Annotated in this window: 20 protein-coding genes; 8 read left to right on the top strand and 12 right to left on the bottom strand. The window is 73.3% G+C overall.

Annotated features, from left to right (window positions below; all coding sequences use genetic code 11):
* Positions 1 to 77: 77 nt before the first annotated feature.
* Genes ACFY9V_RS31490 through ACFY9V_RS31480 form a run of 3 tightly spaced genes read right to left on the bottom strand, consistent with a single transcriptional unit; the run spans position 78 to position 4,033 of the window.
* Entirely contained in the window at positions 78 to 1,736 is a 1,659-nt protein-coding gene (locus ACFY9V_RS31490; protein ID WP_391163925.1) for a hypothetical protein, read from the bottom strand.
* The gene (locus ACFY9V_RS31485) at positions 1,727 to 2,929 is read right to left on the bottom strand and encodes a hypothetical protein (protein WP_391163924.1); all 1,203 of its coding nucleotides are present in this window, start codon (positions 2,927 to 2,929) and stop codon (positions 1,727 to 1,729) included. Before ACFY9V_RS31485 ends, ACFY9V_RS31490 begins: the two co-directional genes overlap by 10 nt.
* Positions 2,930 to 2,950: 21 nt before the next feature.
* Positions 2,951 to 4,033, bottom strand: coding sequence for a phosphatase PAP2 family protein (locus ACFY9V_RS31480; protein WP_391163923.1), 1,083 nt, complete (start codon positions 4,031 to 4,033; stop codon positions 2,951 to 2,953).
* Positions 4,034 to 4,358: 325 nt separating this feature from the next.
* Here ACFY9V_RS31480 and ACFY9V_RS31475 point away from each other — a divergent pair, with 325 nt between their 5' ends.
* Complete coding sequence (locus ACFY9V_RS31475; RefSeq protein WP_355343253.1) at positions 4,359 to 5,048, top strand: TetR/AcrR family transcriptional regulator; 690 nt, start codon at positions 4,359 to 4,361, stop codon at positions 5,046 to 5,048.
* 86 nt (positions 5,049 to 5,134) lie between these two features.
* A complete protein-coding gene (locus tag ACFY9V_RS31470) occupies positions 5,135 to 5,728 on the top strand; it encodes a histidine phosphatase family protein (RefSeq protein ID WP_355343256.1) in 594 nt (197 codons plus the stop codon).
* A gap of 97 nt (positions 5,729 to 5,825) precedes the next feature.
* Here ACFY9V_RS31470 and ACFY9V_RS31465 read toward each other — a convergent pair whose 3' ends face one another.
* The 4 genes from ACFY9V_RS31465 to ACFY9V_RS31450 all read right to left on the bottom strand — a co-directional run bounded on the left by ACFY9V_RS31465 (position 5,826) and on the right by ACFY9V_RS31450 (position 12,278).
* Complete coding sequence (locus ACFY9V_RS31465; RefSeq protein WP_391163922.1) at positions 5,826 to 7,109, bottom strand: alpha/beta fold hydrolase; 1,284 nt, start codon at positions 7,107 to 7,109, stop codon at positions 5,826 to 5,828.
* 225 nt (positions 7,110 to 7,334) lie between these two features.
* Positions 7,335 to 7,979, bottom strand: coding sequence for a response regulator (locus tag ACFY9V_RS31460; RefSeq protein WP_391163921.1), 645 nt, complete (start codon positions 7,977 to 7,979; stop codon positions 7,335 to 7,337).
* Positions 7,976 to 9,961, bottom strand: a complete 1,986-nt coding sequence (locus ACFY9V_RS31455; protein ID WP_391163920.1) for a histidine kinase — start codon at positions 9,959 to 9,961, stop codon at positions 7,976 to 7,978. The genes ACFY9V_RS31460 and ACFY9V_RS31455 overlap by 4 nt, the downstream gene beginning before the upstream one ends.
* A gap of 934 nt (positions 9,962 to 10,895) precedes the next feature.
* Entirely contained in the window at positions 10,896 to 12,278 is a 1,383-nt protein-coding gene (locus tag ACFY9V_RS31450) for a tetratricopeptide repeat protein (protein WP_391163919.1), read from the bottom strand.
* Positions 12,279 to 12,497: 219 nt separating this feature from the next.
* Between ACFY9V_RS31450 and ACFY9V_RS31445 the strand changes: the two genes are divergently transcribed.
* Together ACFY9V_RS31445 and ACFY9V_RS31440 are read left to right on the top strand one after the other, a co-directional pair.
* Complete coding sequence (locus tag ACFY9V_RS31445) at positions 12,498 to 12,965, top strand: hypothetical protein (RefSeq protein WP_391047000.1); 468 nt, start codon at positions 12,498 to 12,500, stop codon at positions 12,963 to 12,965.
* A gap of 94 nt (positions 12,966 to 13,059) precedes the next feature.
* On the top strand, positions 13,060 to 13,929 hold the full coding sequence (locus ACFY9V_RS31440) for a fused MFS/spermidine synthase (protein WP_355336928.1): 870 nt from the start codon (positions 13,060 to 13,062) through the stop codon (positions 13,927 to 13,929).
* Positions 13,930 to 13,963: 34 nt separating this feature from the next.
* Here the strand turns inward: ACFY9V_RS31440 and ACFY9V_RS31435 are convergent, their stop codons facing one another.
* The gene (locus ACFY9V_RS31435; protein ID WP_391163917.1) at positions 13,964 to 14,506 is read right to left on the bottom strand and encodes a hypothetical protein; all 543 of its coding nucleotides are present in this window, start codon (positions 14,504 to 14,506) and stop codon (positions 13,964 to 13,966) included.
* 237 nt (positions 14,507 to 14,743) lie between these two features.
* On the opposite strand from ACFY9V_RS31435, the gene ACFY9V_RS31430 reads away from it, so the two are divergent.
* The 3 genes from ACFY9V_RS31430 (at position 14,744) to ACFY9V_RS31420 (ending at position 18,572) form a co-directional block, all read left to right on the top strand.
* Entirely contained in the window at positions 14,744 to 15,481 is a 738-nt protein-coding gene (locus ACFY9V_RS31430) for a response regulator (protein WP_391163916.1), read from the top strand.
* On the top strand, positions 15,478 to 16,845 hold the full coding sequence (locus ACFY9V_RS31425) for a HAMP domain-containing protein (protein ID WP_391163915.1): 1,368 nt from the start codon (positions 15,478 to 15,480) through the stop codon (positions 16,843 to 16,845). Before ACFY9V_RS31430 ends, ACFY9V_RS31425 begins: the two co-directional genes overlap by 4 nt.
* Before the next feature lie 257 nt (positions 16,846 to 17,102).
* Positions 17,103 to 18,572 (top strand): cellulose binding domain-containing protein, encoded by a 1,470-nt coding sequence (locus tag ACFY9V_RS31420; RefSeq protein WP_391163914.1) that lies wholly within the window; start codon positions 17,103 to 17,105, stop codon positions 18,570 to 18,572.
* Between the two features lie 117 nt (positions 18,573 to 18,689).
* On the opposite strand, the gene ACFY9V_RS31415 is transcribed toward ACFY9V_RS31420, so the two are convergent.
* From ACFY9V_RS31415 to ACFY9V_RS31400, 4 genes are all read right to left on the bottom strand, one after another.
* The gene (locus tag ACFY9V_RS31415; protein WP_355336938.1) at positions 18,690 to 20,171 is read right to left on the bottom strand and encodes a beta-glucosidase; all 1,482 of its coding nucleotides are present in this window, start codon (positions 20,169 to 20,171) and stop codon (positions 18,690 to 18,692) included.
* Between the two features lie 101 nt (positions 20,172 to 20,272).
* On the bottom strand, positions 20,273 to 21,208 hold the full coding sequence (locus tag ACFY9V_RS31410; protein WP_188280271.1) for a carbohydrate ABC transporter permease: 936 nt from the start codon (positions 21,206 to 21,208) through the stop codon (positions 20,273 to 20,275).
* 4 nt (positions 21,209 to 21,212) lie between these two features.
* A complete protein-coding gene (locus ACFY9V_RS31405; RefSeq protein WP_355336942.1) occupies positions 21,213 to 22,217 on the bottom strand; it encodes a sugar ABC transporter permease in 1,005 nt (334 codons plus the stop codon).
* Positions 22,218 to 22,387: 170 nt separating this feature from the next.
* The gene (locus tag ACFY9V_RS31400) at positions 22,388 to 23,734 is read right to left on the bottom strand and encodes an extracellular solute-binding protein (protein ID WP_391163913.1); all 1,347 of its coding nucleotides are present in this window, start codon (positions 23,732 to 23,734) and stop codon (positions 22,388 to 22,390) included.
* 297 nt (positions 23,735 to 24,031) lie between these two features.
* Here ACFY9V_RS31400 and ACFY9V_RS31395 point away from each other — a divergent pair, with 297 nt between their 5' ends.
* Entirely contained in the window at positions 24,032 to 25,078 is a 1,047-nt protein-coding gene (locus tag ACFY9V_RS31395) for a substrate-binding domain-containing protein (RefSeq protein ID WP_391163998.1), read from the top strand.
* Positions 25,079 to 25,188 lie beyond the last annotated feature (110 nt).

Raw genomic sequence — 25,188 nt, 5'->3', positions numbered from 1 at the left:
GTCGAACCCGTCCTTTCTGTCCCACCTCTCCGGTACGTGTCCGTCCGTGTCCGGGCCGTCGGCTCGCACGGGCTGCGTCACAGGTAGTCCTCCGCGGTCACGGGGTCGGGCGGGTCAGCGGTCGGCGGTGTGCCGGGCGGCGTCCCGGCGTCGGGCGGGCCGCCGTGCGTCCACGGTGTCTGCTCCGGCTCCGGCAGCCCGGGGCCGCCGCGCGGATCGTGCTCGAAGAAGGTGAAGTCCACCCGGTCACCGGCCCCCGGCACCGACCCCTCCTTCGGCGTCCGCCCGCTCCCCATCCCCCCGGTGAGCCGCACCACCACCACGAACCGGCCTTCCGGCCCGGCCGCAGGACCGCCGTCCGGCGCGGTGGCGCCGCTGCCGTCCGGGGCCACCGAGACCACTTCGGCGCTCTGCGCGGACTTGGCGCCCGGCACGGAGCGGTACGCCTTGGTGCCGGGCTCGGCCTGGGGGAGGTCGTGGGTGCGGATGGTCAGGAGGGGGCGGGGCATGGGCCGCTTGCCCTCGGAGTACGTCATCTCGACGCCGATGACCTCGCCCGCGAACGCCTCGCCCGCCAGCCGCCTGGCCGCCATCGTCAGGGGGTCGTCCAGCGCCTCCTGCGCGGAGACCCGCGCCTGGGCCGTCTCGCGGCCCGCGAGCTTCTGCGCGGCGGCGATGGCGCCGTCCCGCTTGGGCTGCGGCGGCTCACCGGCGCGCAGCCGGTCGCGGTGCCCGGTGAACGACCAGCGGTCGCGCTTCCACCGGTCGGCCACATGCGCGCCCTCGGGCAGCGCCCGCAGCAGGTCGAGGCCGCGCCACACGTCGTCCCAGGTCGGCCGGAGCTGGGAGCCGACCAGCCGCCGTACCTCCGCCTCGGCCGCGGCCAGCTCCGCGGCGGCCCCGGCCGGGTCGGCCTCCGCCGCCGTACGCGCCGCGTCGTAGCGGGCCATCGCGGGTGCCAGCACACGGTTGTCGAAGACCGGGTCGGTCGCGGGACCCGCGGGCGGGCTCAGCAGCAGCCCGTCGGCGGCGCGGTCGGTCTGCGCGCGCTCGGCGGCGACCGCCCCGTCCAGCCCGTCCGGCGGGTCGATCCAGCCGAGCAGGCCGCCCAGGTGCTGGTCCTCCATCGAGCTCTGCCCGGTCGCCCAGTGCCGGGTCAGCAGCTCCGTCATGGCCACCAGCAGCGCGCTGCCCGGCGTACGCGCCCGCTCCCCGTAATGCGTCAGCCAGCGGCCGAGCAGCGGCACCGGCACCGGGACGGGGTGCGGCGCGTCCGGGTCCTCGACCGTCCGCAGGAAGCGCGTGGACCGGCCGAGCAGGCGGACGTACTCCAGCGCCGCGCTGTTCGGCACCACGATCTGCGGCGCGTCCGCGCAGACCTCCGACTCTCCCCCAGCCCGGCGGCTGGGAGGTGCCCCCACGCGGCTGCGGGTCGCGGGCTCCACCTCGACGTCGTCCGCGTACGCGTCCATCAACGGCAGTACGGCGCCCGCGAGTCCGGCGAAGAAGCCGAAGCGCAGCTCCCGGTCCAGCGGCTGCGGCACCACCAGCAGCTCGGGCGCCGCCCGGTCCGTGCCCACCATCGCGCCCAGCGGCGCGCCCGCCTCACCGGCCGTCGTCAACGGCACCAGCACCAGCGGCCGTTCGGCCAGGTGCCGGTGGCGTACGGTCGCCGCGGGCACGGCCCGGCCCGTCGCGACGGCCTCGGCCCGCGCGAGCGTGTTCATCAACGACATGCGGCACCGTCCCGTACGGCGGCGTCGTCCGGTGCCTGGTCCCGTACGGCGGCCTGGGCGGGCAGCGGGGGTGCCTCTTCCCGGGCGGACAGCGCCTCGGCCCGCAGGGCCGCCGCCCGGCGCAGCGCCGCCACCGCCGGGTCGGCCGGGTCACCGGCCTCACCGTGCGCGGCCGACAGCACCGCCTCCACCGTCGTCAGGGTGCCCAGCTCGCCGCGCAGACTGCGGCCGAGCGACTCCACGCAGCCGTCCGCCCGCGACCGGTCACGGCAGTGGTACGCCAGCTCGCAGGTCGACAGGCACTCGGGCGCGTACGCGGCGGGCACCGCGTCCACGGCGGCGGTCAGGTCGATCCGCGGCCGGGTCGGCGTACTGCCGTCCGCGCCGTACCGCAGGTCGAAGGTGGTGCCCTCGGGGAGGGCCGCCGCGATCTCCTCGATCCGGGTCAGCCGGGCCAACTGCCGCCGGGTGACCGAGAGCTGCTTGCGGACGTCGACCCACTCGGCGGTCGGCAGATTCGAGAAGTCCTTCGGGCAGACCAGCAGGACGTCGGGCCGGGTCCGGCCGGCCGCCACCTCGTCGAGCGCGAGCACGTACACCGCGGACTGCCGGGCCGCGGCGCCGACCTTCAGCGCGTCCGCGCCGCCGTCCAGGATCGGGAAGGACTTGATCTCCACCACCGTCCAGGACCCGTCGGGCCGCACCGCCACCGCGTCCGGCTCCAGATACGCCAGCGACCCCGCGACCTCGAGGGCCAGCAGCGGATGGTCGAGCAGCGTCCAGGAACCGGCAGGTGCCTCGGCGAGCGCCAGCCGCGTACGGGCCGCCCGGCCCTCGGGCCCCGCCGCCGACAGATCGGGGACCTCGGCGGACTCCGGAATCCCCGCGGCCGTCTCCGCCGCGCCCAGCAGCCGCAGCAACTCGGCGCAGCCGTCCCGTTTGACGCGGGCCTCGAAGGCGTGGCCGCGCGAGAAGGCGAAGCGGGACTGGCCGAACCGGGCGGGCGCGCCCAGCACTTCGGCGACCGCGCCCTTGTCGACCCCGGCGGCGTCCAGCAGCGCGCGGCGGCGGCAGCCGGGGTTGGCGGCCAGCGCGGCCAGCGCCCGTGCGTCGAGCGGCCGTGGCGCGGTGTCGGGGCCGCGCAGCGCGGCCAGCCGTTCCCGCAGCGAGTGGTGGTGGTGCGTAGTGCTCACCCGCGAAAGTGTGGCACTCGGCTACGACATCCGGCTCTGTCCGGCGTGTTCGCCCGCCGCACGCGGGTCGTCGGCGTCGTCCGGCCCGTCCGCGCCGGGCGGTACGGACACGGTCCGCGGCTTCGGTACGGAGGCGCCGCCACCGGGCGCCGGAATGCTCGCGGCGACACCGCTGACACCCGTGGCATGCGCGCCGTTGGACACCTGCGTGCCGTTGGACACGTGCGTGCCGTTGGAGACCTGCGCGGTATTGGCGACGTGCGCGGTGACCACCGCGGACGACGCACCGGACACCGGCTCCGTCTCCTCGGCCGTCTGCCTGCCCAGGGCTTCCTTCACGCGCGCCAGCAGCCGGTCGGCGACCCGCAGCGCGGGCTTCGCCAGCAGATAGCCCAGGCCCATCACGGCGACACCGGCCACCGCGTCCAGCAGATAGTGGTTGGCGGTGCCCATCACGACACACGCCGTCGTCACCGGGTAGAGCACGCCCAGGGTGCGCACCACCCTGTTCCGCCCGTAGCGCCACAGGATGATCCCGCACCACAGCGACCAGCCCACGTGGAGGCTGGGCATCGCCGCGTACTGGTTGGTGAGATGTCCCATACCGCGCGGCGCGCTCGCGTCGGTGCCCCACCAGCCGTAGGAGCCGTACTGCGCCATCGTGTCGATGAAGCCGTGCCCGCCGCCGATCAGCCGCGGCGGCGCGGTGGGCGCCACGGTGAAGCCGACCAGACCGATCAGCGTCGAGATCATCAGCCACGTGCGCGCCACCCGGTAGTGCGTCGGGCGGCGGCGCCACAGCCAGATCAGGATGCTCGGCGTCACCACATAGTGCAGCGACGCGTACGCGAAGTCCGCGGGCACGCCCAGGAAGGCGTGCTGCGTGAAGAGCTTGTTGAACCAGCGCTCCGGATCGATGTGCAGGAGCTGCTCGAAGTGCAGGATGTCCGCGCCGTGTTCGACGGCGTCGTCCACGTCCCCCCTGACCAGCAGGCGGGCGCCGGAGTAGAGCGCGTAAATCACCGCGATGAGCGGCAGCTCGGTCCACCAGCGCAGCTTCCCCCGGTAGGCGGCGGCGCGCGGCGCGGTGGCGGTGATCGTCATGCGGGCGTCTCTCCAGGTTCTCCGAAGGCCGCGGGCGGGCGGTCATGGTCTTGGCGCGTACCCTCTACCGTACGACGTACGCTAAACGCCACGTACACCGGCCCAGAACTACGGAAGAAACTCCGACATCGTACGGTGTTCAACGTTCCGTAGCAGGGGTATGTGCAGTCGAGGACGCCCGGTCCGCTCTCCGGGTTGCCTTCCTCGGCGTATTCCTCGACGTGTTGGCGACGTTCCGGCCTCGGCGTACCCCGTCGCACGAGGCACCCCAGCGTGACTGTTGTACGACTGAAGTACGACTGAGTACGAGAAACAAGAGAATCGGATGTCCGTCACCCAGCCGGTCCGCTCCCCACGGCGCCGCGCTCCCCGCAACTCGCTCAACCCCGACCGTATCCTCGACGCCGCGATCACCCTCCTCGACCGCGAGGGCGCCGAGGCGTTCACCATGCGCGCGCTCGCCCAGGAACTCGGCGTCGGCACCATGGCGGTCTACTCCCACTTCCGGGGCAAGGACGAGATCAGCGACGCCGTGGCACAGCGTCTAATGGACACGATAGAGCTTCCGCCCACCGGCACGGGCGACCCGCGAGGTGAGCTGCGGGAGGTCTGCCGCGGCGTCTACGGGCTCTTCACCGAGCACCCCTCCGCGCTCCAGCTCCTCACGATCAGGCCGCTGCGCGGCGACGACGCCATAGCCGTCATCGACCGCATGCTCGACCTGCTCAGGCGCGCCGGGCTCGGCCGCGCCGACGCGGCCCACGCGCACGTGGCCCTCATGCAGTACACCGTCGGCTCCGCCCTGTGGAACACCCGGCGGGCCCGCGCCCTGTGCGAGGACGGGGTACGCGACCGGGTCCGCGCCAAGATCGACGCCCTGCCGCCCGACGTCTACCCCGCCCTCGTCAGCCTCGCGCCCGAACTCCTCTGCGCCCAGGACCAGGGGTCCGCGCAGTACGAATTCGGCCTCGAAGGGCTGCTGGAGGGTCTGCTCGGCGGCGGCCAGGGGCTCTGAGGGCGGGCACGGCGGGGCCGTGAGGGCGGGGACGGCGGGGCCGTGAGCGATGATGGGGGCCCGTTTCCTAGGAAAGGCACCGCCGCATGGCTCCGCGCATTCTTCTGGTCAGACACGGCCAGACGGAATGGTCCCTGTCCGGGCGGCACACCGGCCGTACCGACATCCCCCTCACCGAGGAGGGGCGGCGCACCGCCCGGATCCTCGGGGAGCGGCTCGCGCGCGGGCCCTGGAACGGACTTCCCGACGTCGAGGTCCGCACGAGTCCGCTGCTGCGGGCCGCCGAGACCTGTGACCTCACCGGTTTCGGCGGCGCCGCCAAGGAGTGGGACGCGCTGGTCGAATGGGACTACGGCGACTACGAGGGCCTGACGCCCGCCCAGCTCCAGGACCTGCGGCCCGGCTTCACCATCTGGCGCGACGGCGTGCCGGGCGGCGAGGCGCTGGCCGAGGTCGCCGCGCGCGCCGACCAGGTCGTCTCCTGGGCGCGGTCCGCCGAGCGCGACGTCCTCGTCTTCGCCCACGGGCACTTCCTGCGCGTCCTCGGGGCCCGCTGGCTCGACCTCGACCCGTCCTTCGCCGGCGCCCTCCGCCTCGACCCCGCCTCCCTGTCCATCCTCGGCTGGGCCTACGGCGCCCCGGCGATCGAACGCTGGAACGACACCGGTCACTTGGCGTGAGGCCCTGACCGCGCCCCGCCCCGTACCCGCGCCGTCCCCGCCCCGTACCCGCGCCGTCCCCGCGCCGTCCCCGCACCGTCCCCTCCGCGTCCTCGGCTCAGGAGGCGGGCGTCGGCAGGGGGCGGTCCAGGAGGAAGGACCGCAGGAGGGCGGTGTAGAGGGCGGGCTGGTCGTGGGAGATGGCGTGGCCCGCGTCCTTGACGCGCACGAGGCGGGAGTCCGGGAGGGTCTGTCGGTACTCCTCGGTCACGGCGGGCTTGATGAAGTCGCAGCTTCCCCGCATGACCAGGGACGGAACGTGGATCGCGCGCAGCCTCGGCCGCGGGTCGGGGAGCTGCTCGAAGTCCTTGACGGTCATCTGGTTGCTGTAGAAGCCCTGGGGGTTGGCGTGCGCCTCCGAGGCCGCGGCGTCCGCGCAGGAGGTGGTGTCCTTGCCGAGCAGGGCCACCTCGTGCATCCAGTGGTCGAGTTCGCCGTCGCCCACCAGGGCGTGCGCGGCGCGCGCGTTGATCTGGAGCAGCAGACTGGCGGCGATCAGCCGCGGCTTGCTGTCCAGCCGGTCACGGGCCGCCCGCTGGGCCGGTGTCAGGTGGTCCCAGGGGTCTCCCGCCGCGGAGCCGGGGAATTCGTGGCCCCACAGCGCGCCGGGCGAGGTGAACACGGCCTTGGCGACGTGCGTGCCGTGCGCCAGCAGGTACTGGGCGGCCAGCGAACCGCCCCACGACTGGCCGACGACGATGATCCGGTCCGCCCCGATCGTGCGGCGGATCGCGTCGAGGTCCGCGACCTGGCGCGCCACCGTGTACCCGGTGACGTCGGAGAGCCGGGTGGAGCGTCCGGCGCCCACCTGGTCGTACGCGTAGACGTCGAAGCCGTCCGCGGCCAACTCCCGGCCGCCGGTGGGGATGCCCTCCGACGGGGTGCCGGGGCCGCCGTGCAGGAAGACGACCGGGGTCGGCCTCGGGGTGCCGACGGCGGGTGCGTGCACATAGGCGATCCGTGAACCGGTCGGCAGATTCCAGAATCTGACGTCCGCCGGGACCGGGGCCGAGGCGGAGGTCGGCATCGGGCGGAAGACCGTACCGGCGGCGAGCGCGCAGACGCCGAGGAGCAGGACGCCGGTGAGGACGCAGGTCGCCCGCAGGCCGCCCTTGCCGAGCAGGGCGAACGCCCCTCGGCCGAGCGCCGCGGCCGTCCCCGCGGCGACCACCAGGCCGCACAGGGCGAGCAGCGGGACGTTCGCGGTCGCGAACGCCGCCGCGAAGAAACCGGCGGTCGCGGTGACGGGCGTCAGCGCCACGGTGACGACGAGGAGGACGCCGCCGAATATGCGGCGGGCGAGCGGGGGAAGCGCGGGAAGCGGGGGAAGTCTCAGTGCCATGCCGCCGAGGCTAGGTACGCGCGGGTCACCCGGTCGTCGTGCGCCCGGACGACCGGCGTTCGGCGAAATCCGCTGGTCGGCGGGGTCCCGACCCCCGCCGCGCGGCGGGGGGCCCGGCCGGCCGCAGCGGCTCAGATCTGTCTCGTACGGGGGCGGGGGGCGGCGGATTCAGCCGGCTCCGGGGCGGGTCAGATCTGTCTTGTACGGGGGCTGCGGGCGGCGGATTCAGCTGGCTCCGGGGCGGACCAGACCCGTCTCGTACGCGGCGATCGTCGCCTGGACCCGGTCGCGTACGCCCAGCTTGCCGAGGACCACGGCGACGTGGTCCTTGACGGTGGCCGGGCTGATGCCCAGGACGGCGGCGATCTCGGCGTTGGCCAGGCCGCGCGCCACGTGCCGCAGGACCTCGGTCTCGCGCGGGGTGAGGCGCGCCAGCCGCGCCGGGTCGGCGGGGACGGGCCCGGCGGCGTACCGCTCGATCAGCCGTCCGGTCACCGCGGGGTCGAGCAGGGCGGCCCCGCCGGCCACCACCCGTACGGCGTCCACGACCCGTTCCGGCTCGGCGTCCTTGAGCAGGAAGCCGACGGCCCCGGCGCGCAGCGCGGCGAACACGTACTCGTCGAGGTCGAAGCTGGTGAGCACGATGACACGGGTGGCGGGGGCGCCCGCGACGATCCGGGCCGTGGCGGCCAGACCGCCGGTGCCGGGCATCCTGATGTCCATCAGCGCGACGTCCGGGCGCAGTTCGAGAGCGAGCGCCACCGCCGACTCCCCGTCGTCGGCCTGGCCGACGACCGACAGGCCGGGCTCCGCGTCGACGATCGCCGCGATGCCCGCGCGTACGACCGCCTGGTCGTCCGCGACCGTCACCCTGATCGTGATGGGAACACCTCCGGCAGCCACACGCGCACCGCGTCGTCGTCGGTCCTGGTGAGCGTACCGCCCACCGCGTCGGCCACCGCCCGTACCCGGCGCAGGGCGCCGGGGCCGCCGGGCGGCGGCGCGGTGAGTTCGACACCCGCGTCCAGGCGCAGCACGGTGAGGGTGACGCCCTCGGCGAGCAGCAGCGCCGCGACCCGGTACGCGGCCACCCCCACGACGACGGTCACCGCCCGGTGCGGCCCCCGGTAGCGGACGGTCGCGCCGTACCGGCCCGCCAGCGCGGCGATCCCCGCCACCGTGGGCGGCGGAGTGCTCGCGCCGTCCCGGCCGCGCAGGTCACGCAGGAGTTCGCGGAGCGCGCCCAGGGCCGCGCGCGCCTCGTCGAGAACGGTGTCGAGCCGTCCCGCGTCGGCCGCGTCCGCCACATTCGCCGCGTATTGCCGGGCGGTACGCAGCAGGCCCGCCGCGATCAGGCGGCGCTGGTCGCGTACGGCGGCGTCGGCGTCCCGTTCGAGCCATTCCCGCCCCCGCGCCGCCACCGCCCCGCGCCGCTCCCGCCGCCGGGCGGTGGCCAGACCCAGCCACCACAGCGCGAACGACGGCACCGCCAGCAGCCCGGTCAGCGCCGCCCAGGCCGCCGTCCTGCTGCCGGTGATGCCGTCCGCGCTGGCCAGCGCGAGACCGCCGGTCACGGCCACCGCCACCGGCGCCATCAGCCCGCGCCGCACCGCCAGATACGCGCCCGCGCTGAAGACGAACGTCAGCTCGACCCACCAATAGACGAGGAAAATGTCACTGACCGGCGGCCGGGTCCACCCGGCCCTGTCGCACCCCCACCACAGCACCAGCGCCGACAGCACCGCCACCAGCCCCGCCCCCGGCGCCCGCGACCGCCACCCCAACGGCACCGCGTGCAGCCCGGACAGGACCACCACCGGCACGCTCGGCAGCAGCCCGCGAAACGAGTCGGGCACGTCGTCCGAGAGCAGGCTCGCGCCGAGCGACAGCGCGACGGCCAGGACGACCAGCGCCCAGTCGAGCGCGGTGGGTCCCCGCCACAGGGGGCGGCGGTGGTCGGGTGTCCCGCCGGGTGTCCGGCCGGACGCGGCTTGTGCGACCGGGAGTTCGGCCCGCACCGTCCAGCCGGGGCCGTCCGGGCCGTAACGGAGCGTGCCCCCGGCGGCGGCCACGGTCGTCCGCAGACCGGCCAGGCCGTGGCCCGTGCCGAGGCGGGGTTCGAGCGCCGTGCCGCCGCTGTCGCCGACCGTGACCGTGACCACGCCGGGGGCGGCCTCGACGGCGATACGGATCGCCGAACCGCGGGCGTAGCGCGCCGCGTTGGTCAGGGCCTCGCGCACGACGCGGTACGCGAGGGCGGCGGTCGGCGCGGGGACCGCCGCGGCGGTGCACTCGTAGTGGGCGCCGGCCTCGGCGGCGAGGGCCGCGACGGCGTCGAGGTCCGCCGCTCTTTCGTCCTCGTGGTCGGTGAGGACGTCGAGTTCCGCGATCGCCTGGCGGGCGGCGGTGCCCGCGTGGCGCAGCGCGGCCGTCGTGCGCTCGGGGTCGGCGAGGCGCTGCGCCGCCGCGGCGGAGACCACGATCGCCGTCAGGCGCTGGGCGGCGACGTCGTGCAACTCGACCGCGAGCCGGTCGCGTTCCGCGAGGGCCGCGAAGCGGGGGATCTGGGGTGCGCCGGTACGGTACGCGGCCAGGGCCGAGCGCTCGGCGCGCCTGCGTTTCCGCGAGCGGCCCAGGGCCCATGCGACGGCCGCGGCGCCCGCCGCCACGAGGGCGGTGCCCGCGACGTTCCACGGCCTCAGGCCGGCCGCGGCGGCGGTGGCGGTGGCCATCGCGACGGCGCCGGCCGCGGCGGCGGCGGCGAGGCCGGCGGTGCGGTGGCTGGCGAGCAGGTGCAGCGTCAGCAGCGCCGCGGTGGACGCGGCGACTCCTGCGACGGTTCCACCGTCCACCGCCCCTCACCCCCTCCCCGCACCCTAACGAACCCGCCTCCGCCCTTCGTGTCTTGCTTCCTTTTCCCGCCCGCCCACCCGTGCGGGTGTTTTGTCGTCTGCGGGTGCCGCTTGTGCCTGGTCGGTGCCGGTCCGGGGCACCTCCTCGAAATCCGTATCACCTGGCCTTCGCGAATCCGGCACCCGGCCGTCAACGTATTTCTGCGGGGGCACCCCGGCCCGTCCCCTCCCGGTCCGTCGGCGTCCGACGGTCCGGTGGGGGTGGCGGAGGGGGGTGGGTGGGTTCGGGTGCGTCGGCGGCTGACGGTCCGCTGAGGTGGTGGTGGAGGGGGTGGGTGGGAGCCCGGCCCCTGCGCGCCCCGACCTTCCGGCGGGGTAGGTGGAGGGGGTGGGGGTCCGGGCCCTGTGCGCCCCGACCTTCCGGCGGGGTGGGCGAAGGGGGGTGGGTGGGAGCCCGGTTCCTGCGCGCCCGACTGTCCGGCCGGGTGGGCGAGGGGGGTCGGGGCCTGGGGGAGGCGACGGTCTGGCGGGGTGGGCAGGGGTGGAGTTGGGTGCTTGGGGAAGGGCCGAGGTCTTGCGGCTTGCTGGGAGGGGGCACCGGCGCAGGGCGGCCCGCCGAAAGAATCCCCCTCCCGGCAACCCCCGCCGGACAGGCGGACGCCGACGTACCGGGAGGGGACGGGCCGGGGTGCCCCCGCAGAAATGCGGTGACAAGAAGGGCACCGGATACGCGGGGCCAGGTAGCCGCATTTCGAGGAGGTGCCCCGGACCGGCACCGACCAGGCACAGGCGGCACCCGCAGACGAAGAAAGCACCCGCACGGGTGGGCGGGCGGGCAAAGACAAAGGGCAAGAGGGCTAGCGGCCAGGAGGGCGGCGGGCGAGCACGGGACGCTGTCCCTCGTCTACGACCGGGTCCGCTGAGGTGCCGCGTGCTACGCCACCAGCATCGCGCGGATGCGGGAGGAGCGGACCTGTCCGAGGAGGCGCAGCGCGCGCGAGCGCGCCGCCTGGGCCTCCTCGGGCTGGCCGGACGCGGCCAGATTGAGGGCGAGTTCGGCCTCGTACAGGGCGATGTTCCGGGTGAAGTGCGGGTCCTGGAGGCGGACGGCCTCGCGGGCGGCGGCAGCGGCGCGGGAGTGGGCGCCGAGGGCGGACCATGCCTGGGCGGCGAGGCCGGAGAGTTCGGCTTCGCCGAAGAACGTCATCCAGGCGGGGTCGGCGTCGCGCGGGCCGGAGGCGAAGAGGGAGTGGGCGCGGGAGAGGGCGAGTTCGCAGCCGCGCCGGTCGCCGAGCCCGGCGCGTCCCCCGGCCTCGCGCAGGGCGAGCAGGGAGAGCAGCCGAGGGGAGCCGAAGAAGCGGGCGAGGAGCTGGGCGGCCTGGGCGGCGCGGACGGCCTCGCGGGGGCGCCCGGCGTCGCGGGCGAGGAAGGCGGTGTTGCAGAAGGCGTGGGCCTCCAGGGCGGAGTCCCCGGCCATCCGGGCGGTGGCCAGCGCCTCGGCGTAGTACGAGCGGGCCTCGGTGAGCCGCCCGGAGTCGTGGGCCAACCAGCCGACGGAGATGGCCAGTTCACCGGCGCCGGAGGCGAGCCCGGCGGCCACGGCGGGCCCGTGGCTGCTCTCGTCCAGGAGCCGGTAGGCCGTGCGCAGGGCGTCTCCGGCGTCGTCGTAGAGGCCGTCGGCGCCGTGCCGGTCGTCGTGCAGCCGGATCTGCCGGACGGACTCGTGGACGGCGCGTACCTCGGAGGAACCGGCGCGGCCCGTCGTACGGCCTCGGTCCCGGCCGCCCTGCGCGGGCACCAGGGTGCTGGCGAGGGCGGCGGAGCCGCCGGTCATGAATGCGCGACGCAGCACGTCGCTCTCCTCGTACGTCGGATCGGGAAGGCCGGCGGAAGCCGTGGGGCTGGCAGGGCCGGCAGGGCCGGAAGGGCCGGTGGGGGAGGGCAGGACGGAGAGGGCGGGCGGACCGGCGGCGGCGCCGGACTCGGGGGAGCGGCGGGCGCGGCCCCGTACCGCCCGGCGGGGTGCGAAGCCCATGTCCGCCGAGGTCAGGTCGGGGAACAGATGGCGGAAGACCCGCTGGTAGGCGTAGTTGGGGCAGCGGATCTCCCCGCTCTCCAGCCGCCCGATGTACCGCGCGTCGCAGCTCACGTGCTCGCCGATCTCGCGGGCGGCGCGCCGTACCGCCGCCGCGAATTCGCCCGGCGACCGGTCGCCGCGCAACTGACGGAAGGCGGTGTTGGGCGTGTACGGGGAAGCGGACGCGGCGGCGGACGACCCGGTGGCGCGGGGGAGAGGGGGCAGGGGGAACGACGTCATGACGGACTCCCGGACGGACGGTGCCGCTCGGCGGCGGGGACGACCGTACCGGGGAATCGGGCCCGCGAAATACTCAATTTGCCTACAAAACGGATATCTCACGCGCTATCCGCCATGAAACGCCACCCCTTACGGCGTCATTCACGCGTAGCCGTTGACGCCGGGGCGCGTTGATACGGGTGTGGTGCCGATCCCATCGTGAGCGTGAGGAGAGTTGCCTTGTTGGACACCAGCGGGTCACACACGTCGGGTCCGAGCACGGAGAGCAGCCAACTGCCGCCGCCGTGCGACCTGGTCACCGTGCCGACCAGGCAGGGTCTGGAAGCGGTCGACATCCTGCGGCTGAGCAGCGGAGTCGGTCCCGTACTGCACGACAACTCCGGGCACAGCCTCGGCTTCCTCGTCCCGCCCGGCACCGCGGACTGCTGGGACGTCCCCGGCAGCTCGTGTACCAGCACCGACGGCCGCGGTCTGGTCATCGGTGACGAGCCGCCCGTCGAGGACACCGGCTGGCTGGTGCCGCCGCACACCGACACGGTCGTCACCGACCCGGCCGTACTGCGCGCGGCCCTCGGCATGGCGGCCCGCACCATCGAGCTGGCCGACGGCTTCTGCCCCTCCGCGGATTACCACCGCCCGGCCGAGTCGGCCCTGCGGACCGCGGACGCGACCCCGGGGTACCGCTAGGGCCTGTCCAGCGGATCACGCACGGCCTCTCCGGCCTCTCCGGCCTCCCCGCCCCTGACCCGCCCGGCCGCCGGCCGTCCCCGATAATCGGGGGATGGCAGGCAAGCGGCAGAGCGGCGGCAGGGCGCGTACCCCGGACACGGTCGAGGCGCAGGTGGGCGGCGGACTCGCCGCGCTCGTGCCCGACCGGGCGCGCCCCGGCGGCTGGACGCTGCTGATCGACGGCGCCCCGCAGTCGCACGTGGACCTCGCGGACCCCGCGCACCTGGACTTCTCCTACCAGCGCAGGCTCGGCCACCTGATCGACCTGGCCGCGCCGCCCGGCCGCCCGTTGCAGGTCCTGCACCTGGGCGGGGGCGCCCTGACGCTGGCCCGCTACACCGCGCACACCCGGCCGCGCTCCACCCAGCAGGTCGTGGAACTGGACACCGCGCTGGTCGAGTTGGTCCGCGCCGAACTGCCCTGGGACCGCGGCTGGCGGATCAAGGTACGCGGCGGCGACGCCCGCGCGGGCCTGGCCAAACTGCCCGACGGCTGGGCCGACCTGGTCATCGCCGACGTCTTCGGCGGCGCCCGCACCCCCGCCCACCTCACCAGCGCCGAATTCCTCACCGAGGTCCGCCGGGTGCTGCGCCCCGACGGGCACTACGCCGCCAACCTCGCCGACGGCGGGCGGCTGGACTTCCTGCGCGCGCAGATCGCCACCGTACGGGCCGCCTTCGCCGAGGTCTGCCTGGCCGCGGACCCCGCCGTGCTGCGCGGCAAGAGATTCGGCAATCTCATCCTCTACGCCGCCGACCACCCGCTGCCGGTCGCCGAACTGACCCGCAGGGTCGCCACCGACCCGCACCCCGGCCGGGTCGAACACGGCCGCGGGCTGGCGGACTTCGCGGGCGGCGCGCCCGTCGTCACGGACGCCACGGCCGCCGACTCCCCGGCGCCACCGCCCGGCGTCTTCACGTAAGCCCGCGGCCTGCCCCGTGGCGGAGGGCCGGGCGTCAGTCCTCGAAGGCCTGGACCGTCGGCGTGTGGCCGTTCCAGGTGCAGAAGACGGAGGACGAGCCGCTGCCGGAGGTCTCGGTGAAGGTCACCCGCAGCCAGCCGTCCTGCGTCCAGACCTGCATCTGCCAGCCCGGATTGGGCGTCGCGGAGACCAGCGACGCCGAGTCGGGGCCCAGGTCGAGGGCTACCCGGCCGCCCTCCACGGTGTAGCTGTGCACATGGCCGGTGTCGCCGCTCGCCGTGGCGGTCGCCTTCGGCGTGCCCGGCGGCGTCTTCGGCGGCACCTTGGCGTTGCCGGTGACCGGGGGCGGGGCCGTCGCCCTGGTGTGCGTGGCGGTCGGCGTCGCGGGCGGCGTCGGCTTCGGGCGGTGCGTGGAGGACACGACCGGCGGGTCCCCGTCCGAGATCGGCAGGGCGCGCGGCGGGTCGTACGCCGTACGCAGCACCGAGTGCACGCCGAACCACGACAAGGTCACGGCCGCCGCGGTCGCCAGCGCCCAGGCGCCGACATGGAACAGTCCTCTGTGCACGCGCGCCATACTGCCGCACCCGCCCGCCGCCCGGAACACGTACCGGAACGCCCGGCTCAGCGTCCGGCTCAACACCGGATTCGGCGCCGGGCCCAGCGGCTGGCCGAAGCACCGCCGTCCGCGAGACCGCCCGCCCCGCCGCGCGTCCGATGCGCCCCTTTACGCACCCCCGTCCGCACCCCGTACGCACCTCGGATCGTCGGGCGGGCCGGTGCCCGGTCCCCCGGATGGGCTAGGTTGCGGCGCATGGCAAGTGTGCTCGTGGTCGAGGACGACCAGTTCGTGCGGTCCGCCCTCATTCGGCACCTCACCGAGGCGTCCCACACGGTACGCAGCGTGGGGACGGCTCTTGAGGCGTTGCGGGAGGTCGCGCAGGTCGGCTTCGACGTGGTCATCCTCGACCTCGGCCTGCCCGACCTCGACGGGTCCGAGGCGCTGAAGATGCTGCGCGGCCTCAGCGACGTACCGGTGATCATCGCGACCGCGCGGGACGACGAGGCCGAGGTCGTACGCCTGCTCAACGCCGGGGCCGACGACTACCTGATCAAGCCGTTCTCCGTCGAGCACCTGTCGGCGCGGCTCTCCGCCGTCCTGCGGCGCGCCCGCAGCCGGTCCGCCGCGCCCACCGCGGACGCCCTGATCCACGTCGGCGGCCTGCACATCGACGTACGCCGCCGCCAAGCGGTCCTGGACGGCGCCGTCCTCGACCTGACCCGCCGCGAATTCGACCTGCTGGCCTTCCTCGCCGCCCGGCCCGGCGTCGTCGTCGCCCGCCGCGAACTGCTCGCCGAGGTCTGGCAGCAGTCGTACGGCGACGACCAGACCATCGACGTCCACCTGTCGTGGCTGCGCCGCAAGCTCGGCGAGACCGCGGCCAGCCCGCGCTATCTGCACACCCTGCGCGGCGTCGGCGTCAAACTCGAACCGCCCGCCGCCCTGCCGCCCACCGCGATAGCGCCCGCCCCCGCGGCGCCGCCGTCATGAGATGGGCGCTGATCAAGGTGAGCCTGGCGGTGACGGCGATGGTCGTCATCGCCTTCGCCGTACCGCTCGGCCTGGTCGTCAAGGAACTGGCCCGCGACCGCGCGCTCACCAACGCCGAACGCCAGGCCGCCGCGATCGGGCCCGCCCTGGCCATCACCACCGACCGGGGTGAGCTGGAACGCGCCATCGCCAGCACCCAGGCGGGCGCCGAGTCCCGGATCGCGCTGCGCATACCGGCCACCGCGCAGTCCGCGGCCGTCGGCATCGGCACCCCGCACGCCACCGACGCCGCGCTGCACACCGCCTCGGCGTACGGCGAGGCCGCGACCGTACGCGTCCCCGGCGGATACGCGCTGCTCCAGCCGACCGCCGTCAGCTCGGGGACGGTCGCGGTCGTCGAGGTGTTCGTGCCCGACGACGACATCAACCGCGGTGTCCCCACCGCCTGGCTGGTGCTGGCCGCCGTCGGAATCGGCCTGATCGTCGGCTCGGTCGCCATCGCCGACCGGCTCGGCACCCGCATGGTCCGCCCCGCCGCCCGGCTCGCGGGCGCCGCGCAGCGCCTCGGCGAAGGCGACCTGGCGGTACGGGTTCCCGAGGCCGGTCCCAGCGAACTGCGGTCCGCCGCCGCCGCGTTCAACGCCATGGCCGACCAGGTGGTCGAACTCCTCGCCAGCGAAAGGGAGTTGGCGGCCGATCTCTCGCACCGGCTGCGCACCCCGCTCACCGTGCTGCGGCTCAACACCGCGTCCCTCGGCGAAGGTCCGGCCGCCGACCAGACCCGCGCGGCCGTCGCCCAGCTCGAACGCGAGGTCGACCAGATCATCCGCGCCGCCCGCGAACAGCGCGGCGCCCACACCGCGACCGGCGCCGCCGGGTGCGACGCCGCCGAGGTCATCCGCGAACGGATGGCCTTCTGGTCCGCGCTCGCCGAGGACGAGGGCCGCGAGGTCCGCTCCGCGGGGGCCGACCGGCCGGTACGGGTCCCCGTCGCCCGCGCCGAACTGGCCGCCGCCCTCGACGCCATGCTCGGCAACGTCTTCCGCCACACCCCGGAGGGCACCGCCTTCGCCGTCGACGTCCACCGCGGCGACGACGCCGTCATCGTCCTCGTCTCCGACGCCGGACCCGGCGTCGCCGACCCGGCCGCCGCCCTGCGCCGCGGCCACGGCGCGGGCGGCCAGGGCTCCACCGGCCTCGGCCTCGACATCGTCCGCCGCGTTGCCGAATCCACCGGAGGCGACCTCGCCGTCGGCCGCAGCGTCCTCGGCGGCGCCGAGATCCGCCTCTGGCTCGCCCTCTCCCCCCACACCACCACCCCCCACCCCACCCACCGCCGCACCCCCCTCAACCGCCACCGCTGAGCCCGCAGCGCGCCCGGCGCGTGTGCCGGAAGCCAGGATTCAGCCCGTCCGGCGTCTGTGGGGGCGCCTCCCCGCGCTGGCTGGGGGCGACGAGCCCCGCCGGCGATGAGGCCCCACCTTTAACGGCTCCCTTGCGCCGCCTTAAGCGCGCCATAAGAACCCCGTCCGCAGCCCGGACCAGCCAATTTGTCCCCTCTCCGCGCGCTAGCGTGCCAACGCGTCCCCCTCCCCCCAACCCCCAAGAGGCAGGCTCGAACATGGCAACAACGCACCGCCGTCGCCCCAGCCGGAAGGTCCAACTGATAGGCGGCCTCACCGCCGTCGCCGCCGTAGCCGGAGGCGCCTTCGCACTGGCGGGATCGGCGAGTGCCGCGTCGGTCGGGGCGGTGTACTCCAAGACCAGCGGGTGGGACGGCGGTTACACCGGCCAGTACGAGATCACGAACTCCGCGAGCAGCGCCCTCACCGGCTGGACGCTGAAGTTCGACCTGCCTGCGGGAACGAAGATCAGCTCGCTGTGGAACGGCAGTTACCAGGTGTCGGGCCAGACGGTCACCGTCACCGCGGAGAGCTGGAACGGCACGATCGCCCCCGGCGGCAAAGTCGACGTCGGCTTCGTGACGAGCGCGTCCGGCGCGGCGGGCGACCCCGTCAACTGCCTGATCAACAACGCGAAGTGCTCGGTCTCCGACGGCCCCACGCAGACCCCGACGGGCCACCCGACGCAGACCGCGACCGCGACGGCGACCCCGACCCAGAAGCCCACGCAGACCCCCACCCAGAGCCCGACGCCCACCGCCACCCCGACCTCGGGCGGCGGCGGCACCACGGCGTCCAGCGGCTTCGCCCCCTACGTCGACACCTCCCTCTACCCGGCGTATGACCTCGTCGCCGCGTCGAAGGCCAACGGCGTCAAGGAGTTCAACCTCGCCTTCCTCGTGTCCGGCGGCGGCTGCGTCCCCAAGTGGGGCGGCGTCACCGACCTGGGCGGTGACGCGGTGGCCGCGCAGATCGGCGCGCTGCGGGCGGCCGGCGGCGACGTACGCGTATCGTTCGGCGGCGCCAACGGTACGGAACTGGCCTCGGCGTGCTCCTCGGCGTCGGACCTGGCGGCGGCGTACGGCAAGGCCATCGACCAGTTCAAGCTCACGAAGGTCGACTTCGACGTGGAGGGCGGCGCGCTGCCGGACACCGCGGCCAACACCCGCCGCGCGCAGGCCATCGCCCAACTCCAGAAGAGCCACAGCGGACTCGAGGTCTCGTACACGCTGCCCGCGATGCCGACCGGGCTCACGCAGGACGGCATCAATCTGCTGAGCAACGCCAAGAGCAACGGGGTGGACATCCACGCCGTCAACATCATGGCGATGGACTACGGTTCCTCGTTCAGCGGCGACATGGGCCAGTACGCGATCGACGGCGCGACCGCCACGCAGGCGCAGGTCAAGAGCGTGCTCGGGATCTCCGACGCCGCCGCGTGGAAGAAGATCGCGGTGACGCCGATGATCGGCGTCAACGACGTCGCCACCGAGATCTTCACCGTCGAGGACGCCACGCAGTTGGTGACCTTCGCCAAGTCCAAGGGCCTGGCGTGGCTGTCGATGTGGTCCGCGACCCGCGACAAGCAGTGCGCGGGCGGCGCGCAGAGCTGGGCCGACGCCTCGTGCAGCTCGATCGTGCAGAGCGCGGGCGCCTTCTCCAAGGCGTTCGCCGCGTACACCGGCTGACGGCACGTCACCTGTGAACGCCCCCTGAACCGTGCCTCTCCCACCCCCACGGGAGAGGAGCGCGGAGCGGTACGGACAGCACCCTCGAGCTGTCCGTACCGCTCCTTTTCCGTTCCCTCAGGAAGCCCCGTCCTCCTCCGCGACTCCCTGAAGGACGTTCTCGCGGGCGACGGCCGCGTACCAGTGGGCGCTCTGCTTGGGGATGCGGCGCTGTGTGCCGAAGTCGACGTAGACCGCGCCGAACCGCTTGCTGTAGCCGTACGCCCACTCGAAGTTGTCCATCAGCGACCACAGGAAGTAGCCGCGTACGTCCACGCCGTCGGCGATCGTGCGGTGGATCGCCGCCAGGTGGCTGCGCAGATACGCGATCCGCTCCGGGTCGTTGACCGTGCCCTCGGGCGAGATGTAGTCGTCGTAGGCGGCGCCGTTCTCGGTGACCATCATCGGCAGCCCCGGGTGCTCGCGCGCCACCCGGTGGATCAGGTCGTACAGACCGGTGGCGTCCACCGCCCAGCGCATCGCGGTGGTCTCGCCGGGCGGCAGGTGGAAGGCGACGTGCTCGGAGCCGGGCCACGGCGAGTGGTCGCTGGCGCCGTGCCCGTCGTTGCGGGGCACGTCGGGTCCGTCGGCGCGCTGCTTGCCGTCCGAAACCAGCGTCGGCGTGTAGTAGTTGATGCCCAGCAGGTCGATCGGCCGGGAGATCTCCGCGAGGTCGCCCTCCCGTACCAGCGACTCCCAGTCCACCAAGTGGGCGGTGTCCGCGAGGAGATCGGCCGGGTAGTCGCCGCCGAGGATCGGGCCGAGGAAGACCCGGTTGCCGACCGCGTCGATCCGGCGGGCCGCGTCGAGGTCGCCCGGTGAGGTGGTCAGCGGGCGGATCTGGTGCAGATTGAGGGTGATCGAGGTCTGCGCGGCGGCGGGCAGCGCGGAGCGCAGGGCCCCGATCGCCTTGCCGTGCGCGAGGTTGAGGTGGTGGACGGCCCGCAGCGCCGACTCCGGCTCGGTGCGGCCCGGCGCGTGCACGCCGGAGCCGTAGCCGAGGAAGGCCGAGCACCAGGGCTCGTTGAGGGTCGTCCAGTACGGCACCCGGTCGCCGATCGCGCCGGCCACCAGCGCCGCGTAGTCGGCGAACCGCTCGGCGGTGTCGCGTACCGTCCAGCCGCCGACGTCCTCCAGATCCTGCGGGAGGTCCCAGTGGTAGAGGGTGGCCACCGGCGTGATGCCGCGGTCGAGCAGCTCGTCGGTGAGCGAGCGGTAGAAGTCGAGGCCGCGCTGGACGGCCGGGCCGCGCCCGGTCGGCTGCACGCGCGACCAGGAGACGGAGAACCGGTACGCGCCCAGGCCCAGGTCGGACATGAGCGCGACGTCGTCGCGGAAGCGGTGGTAGTGGTCGGCCGCGATGTCACCCGTGTCCCCGTTGTGGACGCGGCCGGGCGTGTGGCTGAAGGTGTCCCAGATCGAAGGGGTGCGGCCGTCCTCGGCCGCGGCGCCCTCGATCTGGTAGGCGGCGGTGGCCGCCCCCCAGACGAAGCCGGGGGGAAAGCGGAGCGAGGCCGAGACATTGGCGCTCTCGGCGCTCTCGGAGCGGACAGCGGTCATAACGGGGGACTCCAGGGGAATCAGGGGTAAGCGGGGGAGGGGGCCAACAGGACGCTGCTCAGGGGGAGTTCAGGGGAGGCATGGGGGAGTTCGCGAAGGGTTCAGCTCTTGACGGCACCTGCCGTGATGCCGCCGACGATGTGCTTGCCGAGGACCGCGAAGACCAGCAGCAGCGGCAGCGTGGCGACCAGCGCGCCCGTCACCACGATCGAGTGGTCGATGGTGTGGTCACCGGAACCCAGACCGGCCAGCGCGACCTGAACCGTCGGGTTCTGCTGGTTGAGCGCGATGAACGGCCAGAAGAAGTCGTTCCACGACTGCACGAACACCAGCATTCCCAGCACGGCCATCGCGGGCCGCGCCACCGGGAACACCACGTGCCAGATGATCCGCAGGCTGTGCGCGCCGTCCACCCGCGCCGCCTCGACCAGTTCGATCGGCAGCGCCTCGGACAGGAACTGCCGCATGAAGAACACGCCGAAGGCGGCCACCAGCGACGGCAGGATGACGGACTGGATGTGCCCGACCCAGCCCAGGTTGGTGATGATCTGGTAGAGCGGGATCACGCTGAGCTGCGGCGGGATCGTCATCGTCGCGACCACCAGCATCAGCAGCGCGTTACGGCCGCGGAACTGGAGCTTGGCGAAGGCGAATCCGGCGAGCGTCGCGAACATCACCGTGCTGAACGACACGAAGCCCGCCACGATCGTGGAGTTGATCAGGGCCTTGCCCATGTCGACCTGGTCCCACACGATGTGCAGGTTGTCGATCAGATGGCTGCCGGGCAGCAGCGGCATCGGCGGCGTGACGATCTCGGCGTCCGTGCGCGACGCCGCCACCACCGTCCAGTACAGCGGGAACAGCGAGATCAGCGCCGCGACGACGAGGATGACGTACGCGACCGGGCCCGCGTGCTCCTGCTTGCCCGCCCCGCTCCTGCGCAGGAACCGGCGACGCGGGGGCTTGGGCGGCGGTACGGCGGTGGACCGCCGCGACGGCGCGGCCCCGAACGCTTGCGTTTCGGTTGTCTGTGCCATGAGGTCAGCCCCCGAGCTTCCGGCGGTTGGCCCGCACGATCAACAGTTGGACGGCGCCGATGAGCAGCAGGATCAGCAGCATCACCCAGGCCACGGCGGAGGCCTGGCCCAGCGCGCCGGTCGCCCAGCCCTTCTCGTACATGTAGAGGCTCAGCGTCTGGTACTGATGCGCGGAGCCGCCGCTGACGCCGACTCCGCCGCCGTAGATCAGCGGCTCACCGAAGAGCTGTGTGGCGCCGATCGTCGAGACCACGATGGTGAAGAGAATCGTCGGCCGGATCGAGGGGATCGTGACGCTGATGAACTGCCGCCAGCGCGAGGCCCCGTCGAGCGCCGCCGCCTCGTACAGGTCGGACGGCACGGCCTGCATCGCGGCCAGGTAGATCAGCGCGTTGTAGCCGGTCCAGCGCCAGGTCACGATCGCCGAAATGGCGATCTGCGCGGGCCACTTGGACGACTGCCAGTCGAGGTTGTGCACCCCGAAGTGGGCGAGGATCTGGTTGACCATCCCGTAGTCGGGATTGAAGAGCTGGACGAAGACCAGCGACGCCGCCGCGATCGAGGTGGCGTACGGCGCGAGCACCGCGACCCGGAAGAAGCCGCGCGCCCTGAGCTTGAAGTTCAGCAGGTGCGCGAGGCCGAGCGCCATCAGGAGCTGCGGCACGGTCGAGATCACCGCGAGCGAGAAGGTGTTGCGCAGCGCGTTCCAGAAGAACTCGCTGTCCCACAGGCGGGTGTAGTTCCGGAAGCCGACCCAACTGGCGTCGCCGCCGAGCTGCACCTGGTTGAAGGAGAGGTAGCCGGTGTAGATCAGCGGAAAGAGGCCGAAGGCCGCGAAGCAGATGAAGAACGGGGCGATGTACGCGTACGGCGACGCCTTGGTGTCCAGCCGGTACAGCCTGGAACGCCAGCCCGGGGGGCGGTGGGCGCCCTTGCCGGGCGAGCGGGGGGCGGCGGGCCGGGACGACGGAGGACTGCCGTCGGACGTCGCCCTGACGGAGGTGGCCACGAGTGGCGTCCTTCCCGTAGGGGTTCGGGCGAGGGTTGTGCGGTGACTGGAGGAGGGCCGCGGTCGTCCGGGGTGGTCCGGCCGCGGATGCGGGGGCGGTACGAGGTGCGGGGAGACGAGGTGCGGGCCGCCCGGCAGGTGGGAGACACTGCCGGGCGGCCCCGTCCGCGCTACTGGTCGATCTTGTCCTTGACCAGTGCCTTCACGTTCGACCACGCCTTTTCGGCCGAGGTGCCGTGCTGCTCCATGTCGAGGATTCCGTTGTCGGTGATGAAGGTCTTCACCTGACCGTCGTACTGGCCGATGGGCGCGGGCTGGATGCTCTCCGCGGTGGCCGAGTAGATCTTGCCGACGGGGGTGTCACCGAAGTACGGGTTCGTCGCGTTCTGCACGGCCGGGTCGGCGAGACCCGCCTTGGTCGACGGGATGTTGCCGTTTTTCGCGAAGACCTTCGCCTGCTGGGCGGGCGCGGTCAGCCAGGCGGCCAGCGCGGTCGCCTCCGCTATGTGCTTGCCGGCCTTGGGCACCGACAGGAACGAACCGCCCCAGTTGCCGGCCTGCGGCGGCGCGGCGATGTCCCACTTGCCCTGGTTGGCGGGGCCGGCCGAGTCCTTGATGATGCCGATCATCCAGCTCGGGCAGGCCACGGTCGCGAACTTGGAGTTCTTGAACGCCGCGTTCCAGGTGTTGGCGTCGAACTGCCGCAGCTTGTCGGTCAGTCCGTCCTTGACGGCCTCGGTCGCCAGGTCCCACGCCGTCTTCACACCGGGGCTGGTGTCGTAGATCAGCTTGCCGGACGCGTCGGAGTACTGCGTGGTCTGGCTGGAGACCACCGCGTTGAACAGGCCGCTGCCGGAGTCGGTGAAGGCCACACCCGAGGGCGCATTCGCCTTGAACTCCTTGCCGACGGCCAGGAACTTCGACCAGTCACCGGCCCACTTGGCCGCGACCGCCTCGCGGTCGTCGGGCAGACCCGCGGCCTTGAAGAGGTCCTTGCGGTAGCAGACCGCCATCGGGCCGATGTCGGTGCCCAGGCCGATCACCGAACCGTCGGTGGTGGTGGCCTGCTTCTCCTTGTAGTCCAGCCAGTCGCCGACGTTGACGCCCTTGGCCTTGCCCAGGTCCACGAACTTCGACGCCAGCGTCGGGCCGGTGGCCTCGGCGATGTAGCCGATCTCGATGGCCTGGATGTCGGAGAGGCCGCTGCCCTGGGAGAGGTGGAGCTTCAGGGCGTCCCAGTACTGCTGCCCGTCGGCGACGTTGTCCTCGACGATCGTGATGTTGGGGTGCAGCTTGTGGTACTCGGAGAAGAGGGCCGCGCCCGTCTTGTCGTCGTAGCCGAACGATCCGAAGTCACCGACGTGCAGCGTGATCTTCTCGGTCGAGGAGGCGGTGCTCCCGTTGCCCGAGTCCTTGCTCTTGCTGTCGCTGCTGCATCCGGTGATCAGGGTCGCGCAGGTCGCGAGACCCGCGACCGCGATGACTGCGGCCTTGCGGGTTCTGCCGGAAGTGCGCATTCCACTCTCCTTGTCAGGGTGGGTCTGGCGTGCGGTGGTGCGAGTGAGGGTGTGGGAGCGCTCCCACTAAGCTTGCCGGAACAATCCGGCCTCGGAGGGGTCAGTGTCAAGATGTGAAGTCGATTTCGTTGCCGGAACGTGTCCGGACCGGACCGATGGTCACTTCTTGAACGGATCGGACGCCGCGGGGCGGGTACGGTGAACACAGCGTGGGAGCGCTCTCAAGAGATCCTGCTGTCCAGAGCGGGCCGGGCGCTAAGGTGGCGCGACAGTGGAGCACAGGAGGCGGAAGTGGCCATGAACGGGCGGCACAGCGGACGGCCCACCCTGGAAGAGGTGGCTGTACGCGCCGGGGTGGGACGCGGCACGGTCTCGCGCGTCATCAACGGGTCGCCGCGGGTCAGCGACCGCGCGAAGGCCGCGGTCGAGGCCGCCATCGCCGAACTGGGGTACGTGCCCAACCGCGCGGCCCGCGCGCTGGCCGGAAATCGCACCGACGCGATCGCTCTGGTCATCCCCGAGCCGGAGACGCGGCTCTTCGCCGAGCCGTACTTCTCCGACATCATCCGGGGGATCGGGGCGGAGCTGGCCGACACCGACATGCAGCTCCTGCTCACGCTGATCCGTACGCCCAAGGAGCGGGCCCGTTTCGGCCAGTACCTGGCCGCGCACCGCGTGGACGGCGTCCTGCTGGTCTCCGTCCACGAGGACGATCCGCTGCCCGACCTTCTCGAACAGCTCGACATGCCCGCCGTTCTGAACGGGCGGCGCAGTGACCTCGAGTCCGTCTCGTACGTGGACGCCGACAACGTCGGCGGCGCGCGTGCCGCCGTCGCCCACCTCTTCGCCCGCGGGCGGCGGGCCGTCGCGACGATCACCGGGCCGCCGGACATGTACGTGGCCCGGTGTCGCCTCGACGGGTATCGGCAGGCCGTGGAGACGGCGGGGATTTCCGCCGGGGGTTCCTCGGGGGGCTCCTCGGACTCGGAGCTTGTCGCCCGGGGCGACTTCACCGAGGAGGGCGGGCGGCGGGCCATGCGCGAGCTGCTCGCGCGGCGGCCGGACATCGACGCCGTTTTCGCCGCCTCCGACCTCATGGCGGCCGGCGCGCGGCAGGTGCTGCGCGAGTCGGGGCGGATTGTGCCGACCGATGTCGCGCTCGTCGGTTTCGAGGACTCGGCCATCGCGCGGCACATGGATCCGGCGCTCACCAGTGTTCGGCAGCCGACGGAGGAGATGGGGCGCACGATGGCGCGGGTGCTTCTGGAGGAGATCGCCGAGCGGGATTCGGTGCGACGCCATGTCGTTCTGGCCACTGAGCTCATTCAACGCGACTCTGTTTAGGGCTCGTTGTCTTGTCTTTCCCGCCCGCCCACCCGTGCGGGTGTTTTCTTCGTCTGCGGGTGCCGCTTGTGCCTGGTCGGTGCCGGTCCGGGGCACCTCCTCGAAATGCG

This window comes from Streptomyces sp. NPDC008317 (assembly GCF_042955955.1).
Taxonomy (GTDB): Bacteria; Actinomycetota; Actinomycetes; order Streptomycetales; family Streptomycetaceae; genus Actinacidiphila.
The sequence above is the reverse complement of the archived record's forward strand: the minus strand, read 5'-3'. Positions and strand labels throughout refer to the sequence as shown.

Coding starts and splice junctions, on each gene's coding strand:
- ACFY9V_RS31400 (WP_391163913.1), bottom strand. CDS start 23,734: ATGCGCACTTCCGGCAGAACCCGCAAGGCCGCAGTCATCGCGGTCGCG.
- ACFY9V_RS31435 (WP_391163917.1), bottom strand. CDS start 14,506: ATGGCGCGCGTGCACAGAGGACTGTTCCATGTCGGCGCCTGGGCGCTG.
- ACFY9V_RS31410 (WP_188280271.1), bottom strand. CDS start 21,208: ATGGCACAGACAACCGAAACGCAAGCGTTCGGGGCCGCGCCGTCGCGG.
- ACFY9V_RS31450 (WP_391163919.1), bottom strand. CDS start 12,278: ATGACGTCGTTCCCCCTGCCCCCTCTCCCCCGCGCCACCGGGTCGTCC.
- ACFY9V_RS31395 (WP_391163998.1), top strand. CDS start 24,032: ATGAACGGGCGGCACAGCGGACGGCCCACCCTGGAAGAGGTGGCTGTA.
- ACFY9V_RS31465 (WP_391163922.1), bottom strand. CDS start 7,109: ATGGCACTGAGACTTCCCCCGCTTCCCGCGCTTCCCCCGCTCGCCCGC.
- ACFY9V_RS31470 (WP_355343256.1), top strand. CDS start 5,135: ATGGCTCCGCGCATTCTTCTGGTCAGACACGGCCAGACGGAATGGTCC.
- ACFY9V_RS31490 (WP_391163925.1), bottom strand. CDS start 1,736: ATGTCGTTGATGAACACGCTCGCGCGGGCCGAGGCCGTCGCGACGGGC.
- ACFY9V_RS31480 (WP_391163923.1), bottom strand. CDS start 4,033: ATGACGATCACCGCCACCGCGCCGCGCGCCGCCGCCTACCGGGGGAAG.
- ACFY9V_RS31475 (WP_355343253.1), top strand. CDS start 4,359: ATGTCCGTCACCCAGCCGGTCCGCTCCCCACGGCGCCGCGCTCCCCGC.
- ACFY9V_RS31420 (WP_391163914.1), top strand. CDS start 17,103: ATGGCAACAACGCACCGCCGTCGCCCCAGCCGGAAGGTCCAACTGATA.
- ACFY9V_RS31430 (WP_391163916.1), top strand. CDS start 14,744: ATGGCAAGTGTGCTCGTGGTCGAGGACGACCAGTTCGTGCGGTCCGCC.
- ACFY9V_RS31415 (WP_355336938.1), bottom strand. CDS start 20,171: ATGACCGCTGTCCGCTCCGAGAGCGCCGAGAGCGCCAATGTCTCGGCC.
- ACFY9V_RS31425 (WP_391163915.1), top strand. CDS start 15,478: ATGAGATGGGCGCTGATCAAGGTGAGCCTGGCGGTGACGGCGATGGTC.
- ACFY9V_RS31440 (WP_355336928.1), top strand. CDS start 13,060: ATGGCAGGCAAGCGGCAGAGCGGCGGCAGGGCGCGTACCCCGGACACG.